The 19,899-nt window shown below is 64.5% G+C and carries 14 protein-coding genes; 9 read left to right on the top strand and 5 right to left on the bottom strand.

Annotated elements, in window-relative coordinates:
* Positions 1-48: 48 nt before the first annotated feature.
* The 5 genes from SJY41_RS01325 to SJY41_RS01305 all read left to right on the top strand — a co-directional run bounded on the left by SJY41_RS01325 (position 49) and on the right by SJY41_RS01305 (position 5,148).
* The gene (locus SJY41_RS01325) at positions 49-1,401 is read left to right on the top strand and encodes a pyruvate dehydrogenase complex dihydrolipoamide acetyltransferase (protein ID WP_380778396.1); all 1,353 of its coding nucleotides are present in this window, start codon (positions 49-51) and stop codon (positions 1,399-1,401) included.
* Positions 1,402-1,441: 40 nt separating this feature from the next.
* The gene (locus SJY41_RS01320) at positions 1,442-1,666 is read left to right on the top strand and encodes a hypothetical protein (RefSeq protein WP_380778395.1); all 225 of its coding nucleotides are present in this window, start codon (positions 1,442-1,444) and stop codon (positions 1,664-1,666) included.
* A 44-nt stretch (positions 1,667-1,710) separates the two neighbouring features.
* The gene (locus tag SJY41_RS01315) at positions 1,711-2,052 is read left to right on the top strand and encodes an acyl-CoA thioesterase (protein WP_380784029.1); all 342 of its coding nucleotides are present in this window, start codon (positions 1,711-1,713) and stop codon (positions 2,050-2,052) included.
* A gap of 18 nt (positions 2,053-2,070) precedes the next feature.
* Positions 2,071-3,465 carry a dihydrolipoyl dehydrogenase gene (gene lpdA, locus SJY41_RS01310; protein WP_380778393.1) on the top strand — a complete coding sequence of 465 codons (1,395 nt, stop codon included), beginning with the start codon at positions 2,071-2,073 and terminating at the stop codon, positions 3,463-3,465.
* Positions 3,466-3,738: 273 nt separating this feature from the next.
* On the top strand, positions 3,739-5,148 hold the full coding sequence (locus tag SJY41_RS01305; protein WP_380778391.1) for a hypothetical protein: 1,410 nt from the start codon (positions 3,739-3,741) through the stop codon (positions 5,146-5,148).
* A 7-nt stretch (positions 5,149-5,155) separates the two neighbouring features.
* Here SJY41_RS01305 and SJY41_RS01300 read toward each other — a convergent pair whose 3' ends face one another.
* From SJY41_RS01300 to SJY41_RS01285, 4 genes are all read right to left on the bottom strand, one after another.
* Entirely contained in the window at positions 5,156-6,256 is a 1,101-nt protein-coding gene (locus tag SJY41_RS01300; protein ID WP_380778389.1) for an RcnB family protein, read from the bottom strand.
* Between the two features lie 118 nt (positions 6,257-6,374).
* Complete coding sequence (locus tag SJY41_RS01295) at positions 6,375-6,854, bottom strand: GAF domain-containing protein (RefSeq protein ID WP_380784028.1); 480 nt, start codon at positions 6,852-6,854, stop codon at positions 6,375-6,377.
* A 182-nt stretch (positions 6,855-7,036) separates the two neighbouring features.
* Positions 7,037-7,462 carry an alternative ribosome rescue aminoacyl-tRNA hydrolase ArfB gene (arfB, locus tag SJY41_RS01290; protein ID WP_332746494.1) on the bottom strand — a complete coding sequence of 142 codons (426 nt, stop codon included), beginning with the start codon at positions 7,460-7,462 and terminating at the stop codon, positions 7,037-7,039.
* A gap of 20 nt (positions 7,463-7,482) precedes the next feature.
* A complete protein-coding gene (locus SJY41_RS01285; RefSeq protein ID WP_380778387.1) occupies positions 7,483-8,199 on the bottom strand; it encodes an RluA family pseudouridine synthase in 717 nt (238 codons plus the stop codon).
* A 48-nt stretch (positions 8,200-8,247) separates the two neighbouring features.
* On the opposite strand from SJY41_RS01285, the gene SJY41_RS01280 reads away from it, so the two are divergent.
* Complete coding sequence (locus SJY41_RS01280; RefSeq protein ID WP_380778386.1) at positions 8,248-8,994, top strand: M15 family metallopeptidase; 747 nt, start codon at positions 8,248-8,250, stop codon at positions 8,992-8,994.
* Between the two features lie 206 nt (positions 8,995-9,200).
* Here SJY41_RS01280 and SJY41_RS01275 read toward each other — a convergent pair whose 3' ends face one another.
* Complete coding sequence (locus SJY41_RS01275) at positions 9,201-9,683, bottom strand: hemerythrin domain-containing protein (RefSeq protein ID WP_380778384.1); 483 nt, start codon at positions 9,681-9,683, stop codon at positions 9,201-9,203.
* A 263-nt stretch (positions 9,684-9,946) separates the two neighbouring features.
* Here SJY41_RS01275 and rpoB point away from each other — a divergent pair, with 263 nt between their 5' ends.
* The 3 genes from rpoB to SJY41_RS01260 all read left to right on the top strand — a co-directional run bounded on the left by rpoB (position 9,947) and on the right by SJY41_RS01260 (position 19,894).
* Complete coding sequence (gene rpoB / locus SJY41_RS01270) at positions 9,947-14,101, top strand: DNA-directed RNA polymerase subunit beta (RefSeq protein WP_380778383.1); 4,155 nt, start codon at positions 9,947-9,949, stop codon at positions 14,099-14,101.
* A gap of 131 nt (positions 14,102-14,232) precedes the next feature.
* Positions 14,233-18,519 carry a DNA-directed RNA polymerase subunit beta' gene (gene rpoC, locus SJY41_RS01265; RefSeq protein ID WP_380778381.1) on the top strand — a complete coding sequence of 1,429 codons (4,287 nt, stop codon included), beginning with the start codon at positions 14,233-14,235 and terminating at the stop codon, positions 18,517-18,519.
* Between the two features lie 589 nt (positions 18,520-19,108).
* Positions 19,109-19,894, top strand: coding sequence for a hypothetical protein (locus SJY41_RS01260; RefSeq protein ID WP_380778379.1), 786 nt, complete (start codon positions 19,109-19,111; stop codon positions 19,892-19,894).
* Positions 19,895-19,899: the final 5 nt, after the last annotated feature.

Below are 19,899 nucleotides of genomic sequence, written 5' to 3'. Positions count from 1 at the left end.
ACGAGGGCGCGAGTAGGCATGCCGTTACGTCACGCCCTGGGGAAATCCATGTCGATCGAGATCAAGATGCCTGCGCTGTCCCCGACCATGGAGGAGGGTACCCTCGCCAAATGGTTGATCAAGGAGGGCGACGTCGTGAAATCCGGCGACCTGATGGCCGAGATCGAGACCGACAAGGCGACGATGGAATTCGAAGCCGTCGACGAAGGCACCGTGGTCAAGATCCTCGTCGCCGAGGGTGCCGACAACGTGAAGGTCGGCACCGTCATCGCGATCATCGCGGAAGAGGGCGAGGATGCGTCTTCGGTCTCGTCGGCGCCTGCGAAGAGCGAGACGCCTGAGCCTGCCGCGAAGGAATCGGAAGCCAAGCCCGATCCGACGGACCCGAACAAGACCGGGACCGAGGCCAAGCCGGTCGAGCGGACCGAAGCGTCGGCCGAAGACCATGGTCGTCCCGACGACGCTGGTGCGGCAAAGCCTGCCGCCAGCGGTGACCGCGTGAAGGCGAGCCCGCTTGCACGCCGCCTTGCCGCCGACAAGGGTATCGATCTCGGCACCGTCGCTGGTTCCGGTCCCAAGGGTCGGATCGTGAAGGCTGACGTCGAGGGCGCAAAGCCGAGCGCCGCCCCCGCTGCTGCAAAGACCGAAGCTGCTGCGCCGAGCGCGTCCGCTGCACCGGCGCCAATCGCAAAGCCTGCGACCGTGCCCGACATCCCGCAAGAGGCGACCAAGCTCAGCAACGTTCGCAAGACGATCGCGCGTCGCCTGACCGAGTCGAAGCAGACCGTCCCGCACATCTACCTGACCGTGAACATTCGTCTCGACGCTCTGCTCAAGCTGCGCGGCGATCTGAACAAGAGCCTGGAATCGCGCGGCGTGAAGCTGTCGGTCAACGACCTGCTGATCAAGGCGCAGGCCGTCGCGCTCATGCAGGTGCCAACCTGCAATGTGATGTTCACGCCCGACCAGCTGATCACCTTCCAACGCGCCGACATCTCGGTCGCGGTCAGCACGCCGTCGGGGCTGATCACGCCGATCATCGTCGGCGCGGACACCGCATCGCTGTCGTCGATTTCGACGCAGATGAAGGATCTTGCCGGCCGCGCCCGCGACGGCAAGTTGAAGCCCGAGGAATATCAGGGCGGCACGGCCTCGATCAGCAACATGGGCATGTTCGGCATCACGCAGTTCGATGCTGTCATCAATCCTCCGCAGGCGATGATTCTCGCGGTCGGCGCGGGCGAGAAGCGTCCGTACGTCGTCGGCGACGAACTGACGGTAGCGACCGTGATGTCGGCGACCGGCAGCTTCGATCACCGTGCGATCGACGGTGCCGACGGCGCGCAGTTCATGAAGGCGTTCAAGCATCTGGTCGAGAACCCGCTGGGCATGCTCGCCTGAGATGGGCCTGATATCGTCGTCCAGATCCCCGCTGCGAGGAGTGTCGGGCACCACCGTCGAGATCCTGCATATCCTTGCAGGGCTTGCGGCGGCGGTGGCGATGACCTGGGCGGCGGCATGGTCCTATCCGCTGGCGTGGGGCGTGATCTGGTGGTGCGGCGCCGCGGCCATGGTCGCGACGGTGGCGATGGGCATTCGCCCGCTCCGGCACGCCCGGCGCCGTGAACTGCAGACACGCGGCGGAAATCTGGAGACTAAAGCTTGACCGACCTGCCGCCCGAAAAGGCCCCTACGATCCGCGTCACCGCGATGCCCGCCGATGCAAACCCGTATGGCGACATCTTCGGCGGCTGGCTGATGGGCCAGATGGATCTCGCCGCCGGCTCGGTTGCATCGCGTCGCAGCGGCGGTCGGGCCGTCACGATCGCGGCGGACGCGATGAAGTTTCACATGCCGGTCGTCGTCGGTGACGAGGTCTCGGTCTACGCCGACCTGATCGCAGTCGGCCGTACCTCGATGACGATCGAGGTCGAGGCTTGGCGCCGCGCGCGTCACAGCAACGACAGCTGCAAAGTGACCCAGGCGCGCTTCATATTCGTGGCGGTCGGCGACGACCGCAAACCGCGGCCCGTGCCGCCCGAACACAACTGATTTTCAAAGGACTTCCACGTGGCTGATACTTTCGACCTCGTCATCCTCGGTTCCGGCCCCGGCGGCTACGTCGCCGCGATCCGTGCGTCGCAACTCGGCCTGAAGGTCGCGATCGTCGAGCGCGAGCGCTTGGGCGGCATCTGCCTCAACTGGGGCTGCATCCCGACCAAGGCCCTGCTGCGCACGTCCGAAATCTACCATTACATGCAGAACGCCGAGAGCTACGGCCTCAAGGCGGACAATGTCGGTTTCGATCTCGCCAAGATCGTCGACCGTTCGCGCAAAGTCGCTGGGCAGCTGAACGCAGGCGTGAAGGGCCTGATGAAAAAGAACAAGGTGACGGTCGTCGAAGGCGTCGGCACCGTGACCGGGAAGGGCAAGCTGTCGGTCAAGCAGGGCGACAAGACCGTCGAGCTCGAAGCCAAGAACATCATCGTGGCGACCGGCGCGCGCGCGCGCGACCTGCCTTTTGCGAAGGCTGACGGTAAGCGGATCTGGACCTACCGCCACGCGATGGTCCCGACCGAGATGCCGACCAAGCTGCTCGTTATCGGCTCGGGCGCGATCGGCGTCGAGTTCGCCAGCTTCTACAACGACATGGGCGCCGACGTGACGATCGTCGAGATGCTTCCGCGGATCCTTCCCGTCGAGGACGAGGAGGTCTCCGCGTTCATGGACAAGGCGCTGACCAAGCAGGGCATCAAGCTGCTGACCCAGACCGGTCTGGAAGGTCTCGCACCCTCCGCGAACGGCGTCACGGCCAAAATCAAGGCGAAGGACGGCAAGGTTTCTGAAGAGACCTTCAGCCACGCGATCATCGCGATCGGCATCGTGCCGAACACCGAGAATATCGGGCTGGAGGCTTTGGGTGTCGAGACCGACCGCGGGCACATCAAGACCGACGGATACGGCCGCACCAACGTCGACGGCATCTGGGCGATCGGCGACGTCACCGGCGCGCCGTGGCTCGCGCACAAGGCAAGCCATGAGGGCATCATCGCGGTCGAGAAGATCGCCGGTGGATCGCCGCACCAGATGGACAAGGCCAACATCCCCGGCTGCACCTACTCGCGCCCGCAGGTGGCGTCGGTCGGCATGACCGAAGCGAAGGCAAAGGAAGCCGGTTACGAGCTGAAGGTCGGCAAGTTCCCTTTCATCGGCAACGGCAAGGCGATCGCGTTGGGTGAGGCCGAGGGTTTCGTGAAGACCGTGTTCGACGCCAAGACCGGCGAACTGCTCGGCGCGCACATGGTCGGCGCGGAAGTGACCGAGCTGATTCAGGGCTATGTCGTTGCGCGCCAGCTCGAGACGACCGAAGCCGAACTGATGGAGACGGTGTTCGCACACCCGACTCTGTCCGAGATGATGCACGAGAGCGTCCTCGCCGCTTACGGCCGGGCGATCCATTACTGAGGCCAGGCAGCCCCCGGGGCGGGCGGCGCATGCAAATGCGCCGCCGGCAAGGACGTGCCTGACGCCGAACCGTTGGCGTGACGTATCCCGGCAATGGTCGGTCACAGACGGAACCACCGCCGTCAGCGGTCCACAAATAGTATTTTGCGGCCGCTTCTTTGCAGAACGACAAGCAAGGACGGGCGCCGCCGATGTCGCATACGTGACGGGCCTTTACAGCCTTATCCGTGCCCTGAACCGCACGCCGTGCGATGTCCACGATCGACGCCTGACATGAACCGCGCCACACCTCGTGCGGTCATGGCCATCGCAGCAGCGCTGTTCACCGCCTCGCTCGCGCTCTTCTGGCCGGGCATCGCGATGTACGACACCGTCGCGCAATATGGCCAGGTTCTGTCGGGCAGGTACGACGACTGGCACCCCCCGGCGATGGCCCGCGTCTGGGCGATACTTTCCCCGCTCGGTCCCGGCGCGACGCCGATGCTGGTTCTGCAACTCGCCACCTATTGGCTCGGCCTTGGCCTGATCGCGGGCGTTCTCGCTCGTACCGGACGCAAGCGTAGCGCGGTTGCAATCCTCGCCATCGGCGCGTTACCACCTTTCCTCGGCTGGCAAGGCGTCGTGCTCAAGGACGCGCAACTCGTCGGGGCGTTGCTCGCTGCACTCGGCATCGTCTGTTGGTGGCGCCTCGCGACCCGCCCCCTGCCCAGCGCGACCTTGCTTCCGATATCGCTGCTGCTTGCCTACGCGGTGCTCGTCCGCGCGAACGCCGTCTTCATCGTCGTGCCGCTGGTCGTGACACTAGTGCCCCGCCCCGCCCATCCGTTCGCCAAGCTTGTCACCGGACTCGTCGCGATCCTTGTCGTATTGGGCGTCGCGCCGGTCGTGAACCACCAATTGCTCCACGCCCAACGCAGCGGTGTCGAGGCGACCCAGGCGCTCTACGATCTTGCGGGCATCGCTGCCCGTGCGCCCGCCGGCGACACCACCGGCCTGACGCAGAGCGAATCTGCAGCCGTCATCGGCCGTCATTGCGCAAAACCGTTCTTTTGGGATCCGCTCGGCGACGACACGCATTGCGGAACGACGATGGCGCGCCTGAGATCGCTGCCGATTGCCACGCTGTACGTCACGCTTGCGACCGCGGCGCTGCACCACCCGATCGCCTACGCGACCCACCGCCTTGACCATCTGAACTCGACCGATCGCTGGCTAGTCCCGTTCCGCTGGCCGAGCGCCGCGCCGCCCACCGCGTCCGAGCCCAACACGATCGGCCTCGCCAACCCGAGCGCAACCGCGCGCGCCTGGGAACGTCTTACCGCTTCAATCGTCGAGACGCCGCTCGGCTGGCCGATCGCCTGGATCGTCGTCGCGATCACCGCGCTGACCGCAAGCATTTCGCGCTCGCACGATCCGAGCGGCCGCATCGCCACCGCGCTGCTGGTTTCCGCGCTGGCGTTGGAGATCAGTTTTGCGGTTCTCAGCATTGCCTCGGACCTGCGCTATCATCTGTGGCCGATGATCGCGACCGCAGTGGCCACGGTGCTGCTTGCGGACCGCGCCCCGCCGCGGCGAACGTTGGTCGTCGGCGCGTCGGCTCTGCTCCTCGTGATCTTGAGCGGTGTAGCGGCGCGGATTGCCCTGCCCCTACCGCCGCAAACCTACGCCGGCATGCTCCGCTGAAGCGCCCCTACCGCCGCCGCCCGACCTTCCGCCGGGGATACGGCGAGGTGTTGTAATATTCGGTGGTCGTTGTCGTGGTCGTCACGGGCACGGACTGGACGATCACCGTCGTCGAGCCGGCCCGGTATGGGCCGCCGCTTGCCGTCGTGACGGTCGTCATACCATCGGGAGAGACCCACGTGCCGCCGGGCGCCACCGTGTAACTGCGTGGCTGCCGATCATCGCCACCATAGGGCTGCGCTGCATAGTCGCCGGCGTAAGCGGACGATGGCGCATAGTCCGCGTCGTAGGCCGGTCGCGGATAGCCCGCACCGTATCTCGCCGCTGGCGGCGGCACACGGCGGCCGCGGTCCTCGTGTTTGTCGATCGCATAGCCAGCCGCCGCGCCGATGCCCGCGCCGATCAGCGTGCCGCCGACGCGGTTACCACGACCGGCGACGATGTTACCGGCCGCGCCTCCAGCGACAACACCGATCGCTGCGCCGCCGAGGCCATTGTCATCCCGCGGCGGGCCACGATCCACGTAGCCACGCTCGCCCGATCCGCCATCGACCGAATCTTCGGCCGCATAAGCGCGCGGATTGATCGGCGCGTAGGCGCCGGAGTCATAACGGTCCCAGTCAATGCCGCTCGCGGTGTCGTAGACCGATCCGCGCGGGTCGATCAGCACCGCGTCGTCGTAATACCGCGCCCAGTTATACCCCTGCGGCGGTTGCGGGAGACCATAATTCGACCAGTCGCCGACGTAGAAACGGGGCGCGCTCCAATAGCCCGGTACGGCCCAGCCGCGGTGCGGAGCACGATACCCGGCCCAACCGCCTGGCGCGTTCGCACCAGCCCACCAGCGGCCGCCGATCTTGCTGCCCCAACGCTGTGCGCGGTGACCGCCCGCCACTTGCGATCCAGCCTGTTGCGATCCAGCCGGTTGCGAAGACGTGTGAACGACGGGCAGACGATCCGCGATCGGACCGGGGCGCCGGGGGTTTGCCATCGGTGCCTGCATCACCGCGCTAGGGACGCCGTAGCTTGCACCGGGGCGCTGTTGCGCGTCCGCTGAGCCGCCGCCTGCCAACGCTAGTCCTGCGCTCGCGATTAAAATGCCTCGCATGTCCATCTCCCCGGTTTCGCCACCCAATCCGGCGCCAACGCTGGATGTCTTAACGAGTTGCTTACCAAATCTGCGGGGGAGTCTCCAGCGGCCGTGCCGTCCCGAAATGGATCGGGTGTTAAAGCCTGGCGCCGAGCAACGCCGCCAGCGCCTCGCACCCCGCCGCATCCTCGGCATCGAACCGCGCAGCCTCCGGGCTGTCCAAATCCAGCACCGCGATCAGCTTGCCACCCCTCGTCACCGGCACGACCAGTTCGGATCGGCTCGCGGCATCGCAGGCGATGTGGCCGGGGAACGCATGCACATCCTCGACCAGTTGCGTCTTTAGCGTCGCCGCAGCGGCCCCGCAAACGCCCTTGCCGACCGGGATGCGGATGCAGGCGACCTTGCCCTGGAAAGGCCCGAGCACGAGTTCGCCTTCGACGAGGCGATAGAAGCCCGCCCAATTGAGGTCGGGGAGGTATTCCCACACCAGCGCGGCGGCGTTGGCCATGTTGGCGATCGGATCGGTCTCGTCCGTCGTTAGCGCGTCGAGTGCGGCGAACAGGTCGCGGTAGAGATCGGCCTTGGTGCCGGCGGAGATATCGAACTGGTACATGCTGTCTTCCTTGGTCGGCGGGGCGAGGTCGAGCAACATCGAAGACTCACTACCACCCGCCACTTCCCGTCACCCCAGCGAAAGCTGGGGTCCCCATGTTGGCGGCGCTGTCCGTTCCTCAAGGATACCCCAGCTTTCGCTGGGGTGAAGGGGCGGAGGGATGGCACCTGATCATGAATCGCTCAGTCGTCGCGGACCTTGCCCCGCCCCGCCTTCACCCCACTGCGCACCTTCTTCGTATCGACCCGCCGCGCTTTAGCCGCCTTGGACGGCTTGGTCGCGCGGCGTGCCTTGGGGATGATCGTCGCTTCCTTGATCAGCGCGACGAGTCGCTCGCGGACCTCCTGGCGGTTTAGCAACTGCGACCGCGATCCCTCGCTGCGCAATACCAGTACGCCGTCGCGGGTCAGTCGCGATCCGGCCAGTACGGCGATGCGGTTCTTCACCGCCAGCGGCAGGCCCGGCGATAGGCCGACGTCGAAGCGCAGGATGACCGCGCTGTCGGTGGTGTTGACGTGCTGACCGCCGGGACCGCCCGAACGCGTCGTGCTCTCGATCAGCTCGCTGTCATCGATCGAGATCGATCGGGTGATCGGGATCGCGACCATCGGCCCTGCCCTCGAACCGATCAGTCGTCGGTAGAGTCGGGCGTCGCTGCGTCGGCAACAGGACCAGCATCAGCGACCGAGGTCGCCTCGTCGGCGAACCCAGCCTTGGCAAACCGCTCCGGCAGCGGCGCTTCGGCGAGCACGTCGGGCTTGCCGGCGCGCGGGACGATCAGACGTTGCGCGTGAAGCATCATGCCGAGCCCGTCTGCCTTGCCGTACACGCCGTCACCGACCACCGGTGCGCCGAGACCGCTTGCCGCGTGGACACGAATCTGATGCGTGCGGCCGGTCTCCGGCAGGAACTCGACCAGCGAGCGCCCGTCCTTGATCTCCAGCACGCGCCACTTGGTGCGCGACTTCTTACCCTCGGGGTCTTCGACCATCCGCCAGCCGGTCTCGGCAGTGCTCACCTTGCCGAGCGCCATCTCGATCAGGCCGGACGTGCCTTCGACCACGCCGTCGAGCAGCGCGACATAGCGCTTCGAGACGAGGCCCTGCTCGAACGCCTGCTGCAACCGGGCATGCGCCTTGGGATTGCGCGATAACAACAAGCAGCCGCTCGTGTCCCGGTCGAGCCGGTGCACCGCCTTTGGCCAGCGCTGAAAGCCGAACTTTAGGCTTTCGAGATGATTTTCGAGGCTCAGTGAGCCATCGCGGGGCGGATCGACCGGCAGCCCAGCGGGCTTGTCGATCACCAGGGCCTCGCCGTCGAGGAAGAGTACGCGTTCACCATGCATGCCGCCGCCCTTGCCATCATTAGCGCCTGCGTGCCAGAGCCAGCATCGATGTTGCACCGCACACTCGCTCTTGCGCTCCTCTTCGCCCCGACCGTCGCAGAGGCACAATTATGCGAAGGTCAAAGTGCGGCTATCGCGCCCGATGGTCGTGCGTTCGGGCATCTGCCGTATGGCGATGCACCCGAGACCGAGCTGGTAACGCTGCCGTCGGAGTATTCGGTGGGCAATCGGTGCGTGGTGCGGTCCGACATCCTGCCCGATCTGTTGCGGCTGTTCGCCGCGGCGCAGGGCGATCCTGCGGTCATGGGGCAGCTCCGCGCCTTGTCGTGCCAGCGGTCGATCGCTCGCCAGCGCAGTGTCTTCTGTCGCGGTGAAACGAGCAGTCCGGCCGATCGCGCGATCTCGGTCGCGCCGCCGGGGTATAGCGAGCATTCGACCGGCTACGCGCTCGACTTCGCGGTGCGTCCGGCGAACGGGTGCCCCGATGCCGAGGCGTGCATGGCTGCTACGCCTGCTGCGCGATGGCTGCGGTTGAACGCGCCGCGTTTCGGGTTCGAGCAGAGCTTTCCCGGCGGCAACAAGCAGAACGTGAAGTGGGAGCCGTGGCACTGGCGCTGGGTCGGGGCGAGCGAGAGTACGCCGGGAGCGGCGAGGGCTCGGTTCGTGTTTGCGCGGGCGCGGCGGGAGTATCCGGCGGATCCGGGCGTATTGCCGTTGGTGGTGAAGGTAACGGTGCAGCCGCCGGTGCCGGTGGCGCCGGTTGTGGTCGTGCCTTCGAAAAAGAAGCGGCGGTAGAAGAAAGACCGGTTTGATCGGGGCTACGTATCCAAGAGAGCAGTACCACCCCGGCGGAGGCCGGGGCCCAGTTGGGGAACGTTGCTGACGACGGGCAGCGCTTCGTTATTGCCACCTTTCCAACTGGGCCCCGGCCTCCGCCGGGGTGGTAGGTCTTTTGGGGAGGAGAACGGGAGCAACGATCCGACTGGCTGCCCCGCCACCACTCAATGCAGCACGAGCCCACCCGGGCGCACGACGCCGTCGCGCAACGCGTGGTCGTACAGCAGTTCCGTCTCCAACTTCACCTGATGCGACAGGCGATCGAGCATCGACTCCGCCTGCACCCCGAACGCGGCCCAGTCCTTCGGCGAAATCGTCGGCAGCCAGCGACCAATGAACGCCTTCCAGTCCGAGCGGAGGATATCGAGATCCTCTTCCATCATGGCGATGGTATCGGCCGAGCAATGCGCTTCCATCGCCACCACGGTGCGATCGATGACCTCGTCCTCGACGCCGAGGTGATCGGCGACGGTTACTGCCAGCTCGATCAGCTTGCGCGACGCGATCGCGCTCTGCGTCTTCGATTGTCGCGCCAGGCCGACGAGGTCGGCGCATTGTCCGGCGATCTTCTCGTGATCATCGATCAACCGAGTCCAGTTCGCGCGGTCTTGGTCGGATACTGTCCGCACTGCCATCCTATCGTTCATGACGCCGCTACTCTCCTGCAAATTGACGCCGGCCCTTTGACAGGACGCCGCGGCACCCCTATATCCGCATCTCACCACAGTATCCGGGAAATGACATGCCGTCGCGCAGCGTGTCGATCGTATTGGATACCGAGGTTTCATACGCTGAGAGCCGCCGCACCCGATGCGAGCGGCCTTTTGGCGTTAACGTGCGTCCCGCTTGGGGGTTCCCAAGCACGAAATTACGACTGATCCGTCAGTTTTTATAGGGCGAAATAAAACCTATGGCTTCCAAGGCGATCGAACACGGCACTGCAAAGCGCCGTATCCGCAAGGTTTTCGGCAACATCCACGAAGTTGTGCAGATGCCGAACCTGATCGAAGTCCAGCGCGAGAGCTACGAGCAGTTCCTGCGCTCCGACAAGTCGATCGGCCACGTCTCGGGTCTCGAGAAGACGCTGCGCAGCGTGTTCCCGATCCAGGATTTTGCCGGCACCGCCTATCTCGATTTCGACGATTACGTCCTTGAGCCGCCGAAGTTCGACGTCGAAGAATGCCGCCAGCGCGGCATCACCTACGCCGCGCCGATGCGTGTTACGCTGCGTCTGACCGCATTCGAGGTCGATCCTGATACGGAGGCCAAGTCGGTCATCGATATCAAGGAGCAGGACGTGTACATGGGCGACATGCCGCTCATGACCGAGAACGGCACGTTCTTCATCAACGGCACCGAGCGCGTCATCGTCAGCCAGATGCACCGTTCGCCGGGCGTGCTGTTCGATCACGATCGCGGCAAGACGCACGCATCGGGCAAGTATCTGTTCGCAGCGCGCGTGATCCCGTATCGCGGTTCGTGGCTCGATTTCGAGTTCGACGCGAAGGACATCGTTAACGTCCGCATCGATCGCAAGCGCAAGCTGCCCGTCACGGCGCTGCTCTACGCGCTCGGCATGACGTCGGAAGAGATCCTCAACTATTTCTACAACCGTGTGACGTTCGTCCGCGGCCAGGGTGGCTGGATCGTTCCGTTCCAGGTCGAGAACTGGCGTGGCCAGAAGCCGATGTTCGACATCGTCGATGCGAAGACCGGCGAAGTCGTGTTCCCGAACGGCCAGAAGATCAGCCCGCGCGCTGCGAACAAGGCGTTCAAGGACGGCCTCACCGACCTGCTGATCCCGACCGAAGAGATCTTCGGCCGCTATTCGGCATACGACCTGATCGACGAGTCGACCGGCCGCATCTACATCGAAGCCGGTGACGAAGTGACCGCCGAGAACCTCGAACTGCTCGACCAGGCAGGCATCGAGCGTCTCGACCTGCTCGACATCGATCACGTCGCAACGGGTCCGTGGATCCGCAACACGCTTAAGGTCGACAAGGCCGAAGAGCGCGAGCAGGCGCTGTCCGACATCTACCGCGTGATGCGTCCCGGCGAGCCGCCGACGCTGGAAACGGCAGAGTCGCTGTTCTCGGGTCTGTTCTTCGATCCCGATCGCTACGACCTCTCGGCCGTCGGCCGCGTGAAGCTCAACATGCGTCTCGACCTCGACGTCGAGGACACCGTGACGACGCTGCGCACCGAGGACATTCTCGAGGTCATCAAGACGCTCGTGAACCTCAAGGACGGCAAGGGCGAAATCGACGATATCGACAACCTCGGTAACCGTCGTGTCCGTTCGGTCGGCGAGCTGCTCGAGAACCAGTACCGCGTCGGCCTGCTCCGCATGGAGCGCGCCGTGAAGGAGCGCATGTCGTCGGTCGACGTCTCGACGGTCATGCCGAACGACCTGATCAACGCGAAGCCTGCGGTTGCCGCGGTCCGCGAATTCTTCGGCTCGTCGCAGCTGTCGCAGTTCATGGATCAGACCAACCCGCTGTCGGAAGTCACCCACAAGCGTCGCGTGTCGGCACTTGGACCAGGTGGTCTGACGCGTGAGCGCGCAGGCTTCGAAGTCCGCGACGTTCATCCGACCCACTATGGCCGCATCTGCCCGATCGAGACGCCGGAAGGCCCGAACATCGGTCTGATCAACTCGCTCGCGAGCTTCTCGCGGGTGAACAAGTATGGCTTCATCGAGACGCCGTACCGCAAGGTCGTCGACCACAAGGTTACCGACGACGTCGTGTACCTGTCGGCGATGGAAGAGGCCAAGCACACGATCGCGCAGGCCAACGCCGAGCTCGATTCGTCGAACGGCTTCGTCGAGGAACTGGTGTCGTCGCGTCAGGCTGGCGAATTCCTGATGGCGCTGCCCGACAACATTACGTTGATGGATGTCAGCCCCAAGCAGCTCGTCTCGGTCGCCGCCTCGCTCATTCCGTTCCTGGAAAACGATGACGCCAACCGCGCGCTGATGGGCTCGAACATGCAGCGTCAGGCCGTGCCGCTCGTCCAGGCCGAGGCGCCGTTCGTCGGCACCGGCATGGAAGAGACGGTCGCGCGTGACTCAGGGGCTGCAATCTCGGCAAAGCGTGCGGGCATCGTCGACCAGGTCGACGCGGCGCGTATCGTGATCCGGGCGACCGGCGAGATCGATGCCGGCAAGTCAGGCGTCGACATCTACACGCTGATGAAGTTCCAGCGCTCGAACCAGTCGACCTGCATCAACCAGCGTCCGCTGGTGAAGGTGGGCGATGCGGTTCGTGCCGGCGACGTGCTCGCCGACGGCCCGTCGACCGAGTTCGGCGAGCTGGCGCTGGGTCGCAACAGCCTCGTCGCGTTCATGCCGTGGAACGGCTACAACTACGAGGATTCGATCCTGATCTCCGAGCGGATCGTGAAGGACGACGTGTTCACGTCGATCCATATCGACGAGTTCGAGGTGATGGCTCGCGATACCAAGCTTGGGCCTGAGGACATCACGCGCGACATCCCGAACGTCGGCGAGGAAGCGCTTCGCAACCTCGACGAGGCGGGCATCGTCTACATCGGTGCAGAGGTCGAGCCGGGCGATATCCTCGCCGGCAAGATCACGCCGAAGGGTGAATCGCCGATGACGCCGGAGGAAAAACTTCTCCGCGCGATCTTCGGCGAGAAGGCCAGCGACGTGCGCGATACGTCGCTTCGCCTGCCGCCGGGCGTGTCGGGTACGGTCGTCGACGTTCGCGTCTTCAACCGTCACGGCATCGACAAGGACGAGCGCGCGATGGCGATCGAGCGCGAGGAGATCGAGCGCCTGAAGAAGGATTCGGACGACGAGCGTTCGATCCTGAACCGTGCGACCTGGTCGCGTCTTCGCGAGATGCTGCTCGACCAGACCGCCACCTCGGCGCCAAAGGGCGTCAAGAAGGGCGTCGTGATCGACATGGATCTGCTCGACAGCGTCGACCGCCACGAGTGGTGGAAGTTCGCGGTCGCCGACGACAAGGTCCAGAGCGATCTGGAAGCGGTCAAGATCCAGTATGACGATGCAGCCAAGCTGATCACGGACAAGTTCCACGATCGTCGCGAGAAGCTGGAGCGTGGTGACGAGCTGTCGCCGGGCGTGCTGAAGATGGTCAAGGTGTTTGTCGCGGTGAAGCGCAAGCTGCAGCCGGGCGACAAGATGGCCGGCCGCCACGGCAACAAGGGCGTGATCAGCCGTATCCTGCCGGCGGAGGACATGCCGTTCCTTGCCGACGGTACGCCGGTCGATATCGTGCTCAACCCGCTGGGCGTGCCGTCGCGCATGAACGTCGGTCAGATCTTCGAGACGCATCTGGGCTGGGCCGCACGTGGCCTGGGTCAGTCGATCACCGCGGCTCTGGAGACGTGGCGTGAAGAGAATCCGGACGCGAAGCCGGGTGCGATGCCCGAGGCGGTCCGCGATCGCCTCAAGACGGTGTACGGCGAGCAGTATCACGCCGAGATCGACGCCCGTACGGGTGACGAGATCGTCGAGCTGGCCAAGAACCTGAAGGGCGGCGTGCCGATGGCGACGCCGGTGTTCGATGGTGCCCGCGAAGCCGATGTGTCGGCGATGCTGGCGCTGGCGGGCCTCGATACGTCGGGCCAGTCGGACCTGTTCGACGGCCGCACCGGCGATCAGTTCGATCGCAAGGTGACGGTGGGCTACATCTACATGCTGAAGCTTCACCATCTGGTCGACGACAAGATCCACGCACGGTCGATCGGGCCGTACTCGTTGGTCACGCAGCAGCCGCTGGGTGGTAAGGCGCAGTTCGGTGGGCAGCGCTTCGGCGAGATGGAGGTCTGGGCACTCCAGGCCTACGGCGCGGCGTACACCTTGCAGGAAATGCTGACGGTGAAGTCCGATGACGTTGTCGGCCGCACCAAGGTCTACGAGGCGATCGTCAAGGGCGACGACACGTTCGAGGCCGGCATTCCGGAGAGCTTCAACGTTCTCGTCAAGGAAATGCGCTCGCTCGGCCTTAATGTGGACCTGAAGCAGTCGGAGCCCGGCTTCGACAGCGACGGCATCCAGATCGCGGCGGAGTAAGCCTCAACTCCTCCCCTCCCGCTTGCGGGAGGGGTCGGGGGAGGGCCTGTCCCCGCAGGCGCCACCCCGAGAGGCTACGACATCCCCTCCCCTAGCCCCTCCCGCCATGCGGAAGGGGAATGGAGAATAAAATGAACGAGATGACCCCCTTCGCCAATCCGGTCGCAAAGACCGAGACGTTCGACCAGATCCAGATCGGCATCGCGTCCCCGGACAAGATCCGTTCGTGGTCGTTCGGCGAGATCAAGAAGCCCGAGACCATCAACTACCGCACGTTCAAGCCCGAGCGTGACGGCCTGTTCTGCGCGCGCATCTTCGGTCCGATCAAGGACTACGAGTGCCTGTGCGGCAAGTACAAGCGCATGAAGTACAAGGGCATCGTCTGCGAGAAGTGCGGCGTCGAGGTTACCGTCTCGAAGGTCCGCCGCGAGCGGATGGGCCATATCGAGCTCGCCGCTCCGGTCGCGCACATCTGGTTCCTGAAGTCGCTGCCGTCGCGCATCGGCCTGCTGCTCGACATGCAGCTGAAGCAGCTCGAGCGCGTGCTGTACTTCGAGGCGTACATCGTGATCGAGCCGGGCCTGACCCCGCTCGAGAAGTACCAGCTGATGACCGAGGACGAGCTCCTCGACGCCCAGGACCAGTATGGCGAGGACGCGTTCTCGGCCGGTATCGGTGCCGAAGCGGTCCGCATCATGCTCGAATCGCTCGACCTCGTCGGTGAGCGTACCGCGCTGCTCGAAGAGCTCGCGGTCACCAAGTCCGAGCTGAAGCCCAAGAAGATCATCAAGCGCCTGAAGGTCGTCGAGAGCTTCATCGATTCGGGCAACCGCCCCGAGTGGATGATTCTTGAGGTCGTTCCGGTCATCCCGCCCGAACTGCGCCCGCTGGTGCCGCTGGACGGTGGTCGTTTCGCGACGTCGGATCTGAACGATCTGTATCGCCGCGTCATCAACCGGAACAACCGCCTGAAGCGCCTGATGGAGCTCCGCGCGCCGGACATCATCGTCCGCAACGAGAAGCGCATGCTCCAGGAGGCCGTCGACGCACTGTTCGACAATGGTCGTCGCGGTCGCACGATCACGGGTGCCAACAAGCGTCCGCTGAAGTCGCTTTCCGACATGCTCAAGGGCAAGCAGGGCCGCTTCCGCCAGAATCTGCTCGGCAAGCGCGTCGACTATTCGGGTCGTTCTGTCATTGTGACCGGGCCTGAGCTGAAGCTGCATCAGTGCGGCCTGCCGAAGAAGATGGCGCTCGAGCTGTTCAAGCCGTTCATCTACGCACGTCTCGATGCGAAGGGTCTGTCGATGACCCTGAAGCAGGCGAAGAAGTGGGTCGAGAAGGAACGCAAGGAAGTCTGGGACATCCTGGACGAGGTGATCCGCGAGCATCCGGTCATGCTGAACCGTGCGCCGACGCTTCACCGTCTTGGCATCCAGGCGTTCGAGCCGGTTCTGATCGAGGGCAAGGCGATCCAGCTTCACCCGCTGGTCTGCTCCGCGTTCAACGCCGATTTCGACGGCGATCAGATGGCCGTGCACGTCCCGCTGAGCCTCGAGGCCCAGCTCGAAGCACGCGTCCTGATGATGTCGACGAACAACATCCTGTCGCCTGCCAACGGCAAGCCGATCATCGTTCCGTCGCAGGACATGGTCCTCGGTCTCTATTATCTGTCGATGATGAAGGAGAACGAGCCGGGTCAGGGGATGTTGATCTCCGACATGGCCGAGGTGCACCAGGCACTGAACGCTGGCGCCGTGACGCTGCACACCAAGATCATCAGCCGCGTTCCGCAGACCGATGAGAAGGGCAAGCAGTACCTCAAGCGGTACGAGACGACGCCAGGCCGCATGCTGCTTGGCGAGACCCTGCCGCACAGCCACAAGGTGCCGTTCGAGACCGTCAACCGCCTCCTCACCAAGAAGGACGTGGGCGACGTGATCGACGAGGTCTATCGTCACACCGGCCAGAAGGAGACCGTGCTGTTCGCCGACGCGATCATGTCGCTCGGCTTCCGCCACGCGTTCCGCGCCGGCATCTCGTTCGGCAAGGACGACATGATCATTCCGGACGCCAAGGTTGGTCTGGTCGACGACACCAAGGCGCTCGTGAAGGACTTCGAGCAGCAGTATCAGGACGGCCTGATCACGCAGCAGGAGAAGTACAACAAGGTGATCGACGCCTGGAGCCGTTGCGGCGACCAGGTCGCGAACGCCATGATGGACGAGATCCGTGCGGTGAAGGTCGATGAGGAAACCGGCCGTGAAAAGCCGATCAACTCGATCTACATGATGGCCCACTCCGGTGCTCGTGGTTCGCAGGCGCAGATCAAGCAGCTTGCCGGTATGCGTGGCCTGATGGCCAAGCCGTCGGGCGAGATCATCGAAACGCCGATCATCTCGAACTTCAAGGAAGGCCTCACCGTCCTTGAGTACTTCAACTCGACCCACGGCGCTCGCAAGGGCCTCGCGGATACGGCGTTGAAGACGGCGAACTCGGGGTACCTGACGCGTCGTCTGGTCGACGTGTCGCAGGATTGCGTCATCATCGAACCGGATTGCGGCACGACCCGCGCGCTGGAGATGAAGGCCATTCTCCAGGGTGGTTCGACGATCGCAAGCCTCGGCGAGCGCATCCTCGGTCGTACGACCGCGGAGGACATCGTCGATCCGAAGACCGGCAAGGTCGTCATCCCGTCGGGTACGCTGCTCGACGAGCCGATGATCACGACGATCGAGGGCCTCGGCACGCAGTCGTGCAAGATCCGCAGCCCGTTGGTCTGCGAATCGAAGATCGGCGTTTGCGGCAAGTGCTACGGGCGCGATCTCGCCCGCGGTACGCCGGTCAACATCGGTGAAGCTGTCGGCGTCATCGCCGCGCAGTCGATCGGTGAGCCGGGCACGCAGCTGACGATGCGTACGTTCCACATCGGTGGTGCGGCGCAGCTCAACGAAACGTCGAACCTCGAGGCGCATGCCGACGGTACGGTGCAGTTCCGCGATCTGCGTATCATCGTCGACCAGCGTGGCCGTCGCGTGGTGCTCAGCCGCTCAGGCGAAATCGCGATCGTCGACATGGACGGCCGCGAGCTCTCGGTCGATCGCATCCCCTACGGTGCGTACGTGCTGTTCGACGATGGTCACATCGTGTCGCGCGGCGATCGGATGGCCGAGTGGGATCCGTTCACCATGCCGGTGATCACGGAGAACCCTGGCACGATCAAGTATGTCGACCTGATCGAGGGCAAGACGCTCACCGAGCAGACCGACGAAGCCACGGGCATCGCCCAGCGCGTCGTGATCGAATATCGTGCGGCGACCAAGTCGAAGGAGGATCTGCGTCCGCGCATGACCCTGCTCGACGAGACGTCGGGCGAGACCGGCCGCTACATGCTGGCGATCGGCGCGACCTTGTCGGTCGAGGACGGCGCACAGGTGTTCGGCGGCGACGTCGTGGCCCGCGTCAGCCGCGAGAGCGCCAAGACGCGCGACATCACCGGTGGTCTGCCGCGTGTTGCCGAGCTGTTCGAGGCGCGTATCCCCAAGGACTCGGCGATCATCGCCAAAATCTCGGGCCGCGTGGTGTTCGGCAAGGACTATAAGGCGAAGCGCAAGATCGGCATCCAGCCCGAGGATGGCGGCGACGTCGTCGAGTATCTGGTGCCGAAGTCGAAGGTCATCGACGTCCAGGAAGGCGATTACGTCAAGCGCGGCGACAACCTGATCGGCGGCTCGCCTGATCCGCACGACATCCTCGAGACGATGGGCATCGAACCCCTCGCCGAGTATCTCGTGTCGGAAATCCAGGAGGTCTATCGTCTCCAGGGCGTGAAGATCAACGACAAGCACATCGAGACGATCGTTCGTCAGATGCTGCAGAAGGTCGAGATCACCGACGGCGGCGACACCACGCTGCTGAAGGGCGAGCAGGTCGATCGCGAGGAAATGGACGCGACCAACGAGAAGCTGGAGAAGAAGCAGACCCGCGCACAGGGCAAGCCCATCCTGCTCGGCATCACCAAGGCGTCGCTGCAGACCCGCAGCTTCATCTCGGCGGCATCGTTCCAGGAAACCACCCGCGTCCTCACCGAGGCAGCGGTCCAGGGTAAGCAGGACATGCTGATGGGTCTGAAGGAGAACGTGATCGTCGGCCGGCTCATCCCGGCAGGCACCGGTGCAGGCCTCAACCGCCTGCGTGTCGTGGCCAACAGCCGCGACGCCGCGCTCCGTGTTCAACAGCGCAAGATGGCCGAAGTCTCGATCATCGCGCCCAAGAACGCCAAGGAAGAGCATGACGCCGAACTCGCTCGCTCGCCGCGCGATTCGGCGGGTACGGGTGACGATGCCCTGGCCGAGGTCGTGACCTCGGGCACCGGCACCGACGCGGATGCCGGCGAGTATCTGAACGAGGCCGAGTGATCGGTTTCGTCAGCGCTCCACGCTGAATGAAGAAAGGCCGTCGTCCGGGATACCGGGTGGCGGCCTTTCTTGTTGTGAACGCGAACGCGAGCTGGACAGGTCTCGTAGAAATAGATGCTCAGAGCCTATCCGCCGCAGAGACGAGGCGCTTTCTGCAACGAGGACGTGCGTCACGAACCGGCATCGTCGGCGTTGCGATCTGAAGTACGAGACCTGTCGCGTGCGCCTGCCGCGCCATGCCGATCGGGCATTTCAGGTGTAGCCTTGCGCGGACTGCTGCAGGCAATGCCAAATTGGCCGACGAACGCTGCGTAACGACCGCTGGTTGCAGAAGGAAAACACTTCCAATTGGATATGCGTCCAGCGCCGGGAATCCGCCCGGAACGATCAGCGTAAACATGACCTGCCCGTCGACGTCCGTTACCGGCATACCTCGCAAATAGCTCTCCGTCGGGACGGTGTAGAGCAAGTCATTGGCCGTGCCGTGAGCACACCAGTCGAGTGTCCCCGACAGCCCGGCGGATGAACTCTTCGTCATCGGACGGCTTGCGGTTGCGGGCGGCGCCTCTCGGGGCTAGGCGGTCTGCCGATGCGGTCGGCGTACCATCCTTCGTCGATCGAGACGCGCGGCGCGGCGCGCCGGCGCACTGCTGCGTTCGTCCTGACGATCATCGCGCACATCCTCATTCTCCTGCTGCTGGTACAGTTGGCGCCCTCGCCGTTCGCCAAACCGGAGGCGCGGCGCGATCCGGTCGTTTTCCAGATGGCGCCCGATCAGACGACGCCAACGCCCGAAAAGCGGACGCCGTCACCGACGAAACAGAAGCGCGCGAGCGGTGGTTCGCCACAGCGTGCGGCACCACGTATCGCTGCCGCAAAGGCCCTCCCGGCCCCGCCAAAGGCGCCGCCACCTTTGCCGATCAAGATGCTGGGCGGCATGGAAATGTTCGAAGCCGCCGATATCTCGAAGATGCCATCGCACCCCGACGACCAGCTGGCCGGCGGCGATGGCGGTAGCGGATCCGGCAAGGGCAAGGACAGCGGTTCGGCCTATGGCCCCGGCGAGGGCCCGGGTGGCGAGCGGCTATACAAGGTCGAATGGTATCGCCGCCCCACCGATGCCGAACTCAACGGCTATCTGAAAAGCGCGCCGCCGCCGAACAGCTGGGCGAAGATCGCGTGTCGGATGATCGCGAACTACCAGGTCGAGAACTGCCGCGCGCTCAGCGAATCGCCGGTCGGCTCGGGGCTCGCGCGCGCGATGCGCCAGGCCGCTTGGCAGTTCCGGGTTCGGCCGCCCCGCGTCGGCGGCAAGCAAATCCTGGGTGGTTGGGTCGAGATCGATATCGAGTTCAACGGGGGTACAGCCCCATAGATCGA

The sequence above is a fragment of the Sphingomonas sp. R86520 genome (genome assembly GCF_042466285.1).
Lineage (GTDB): Bacteria > Pseudomonadota > Alphaproteobacteria > Sphingomonadales > Sphingomonadaceae > Sphingomonas.
This window is presented reverse-complemented; position numbering and strand designations above follow the sequence as displayed.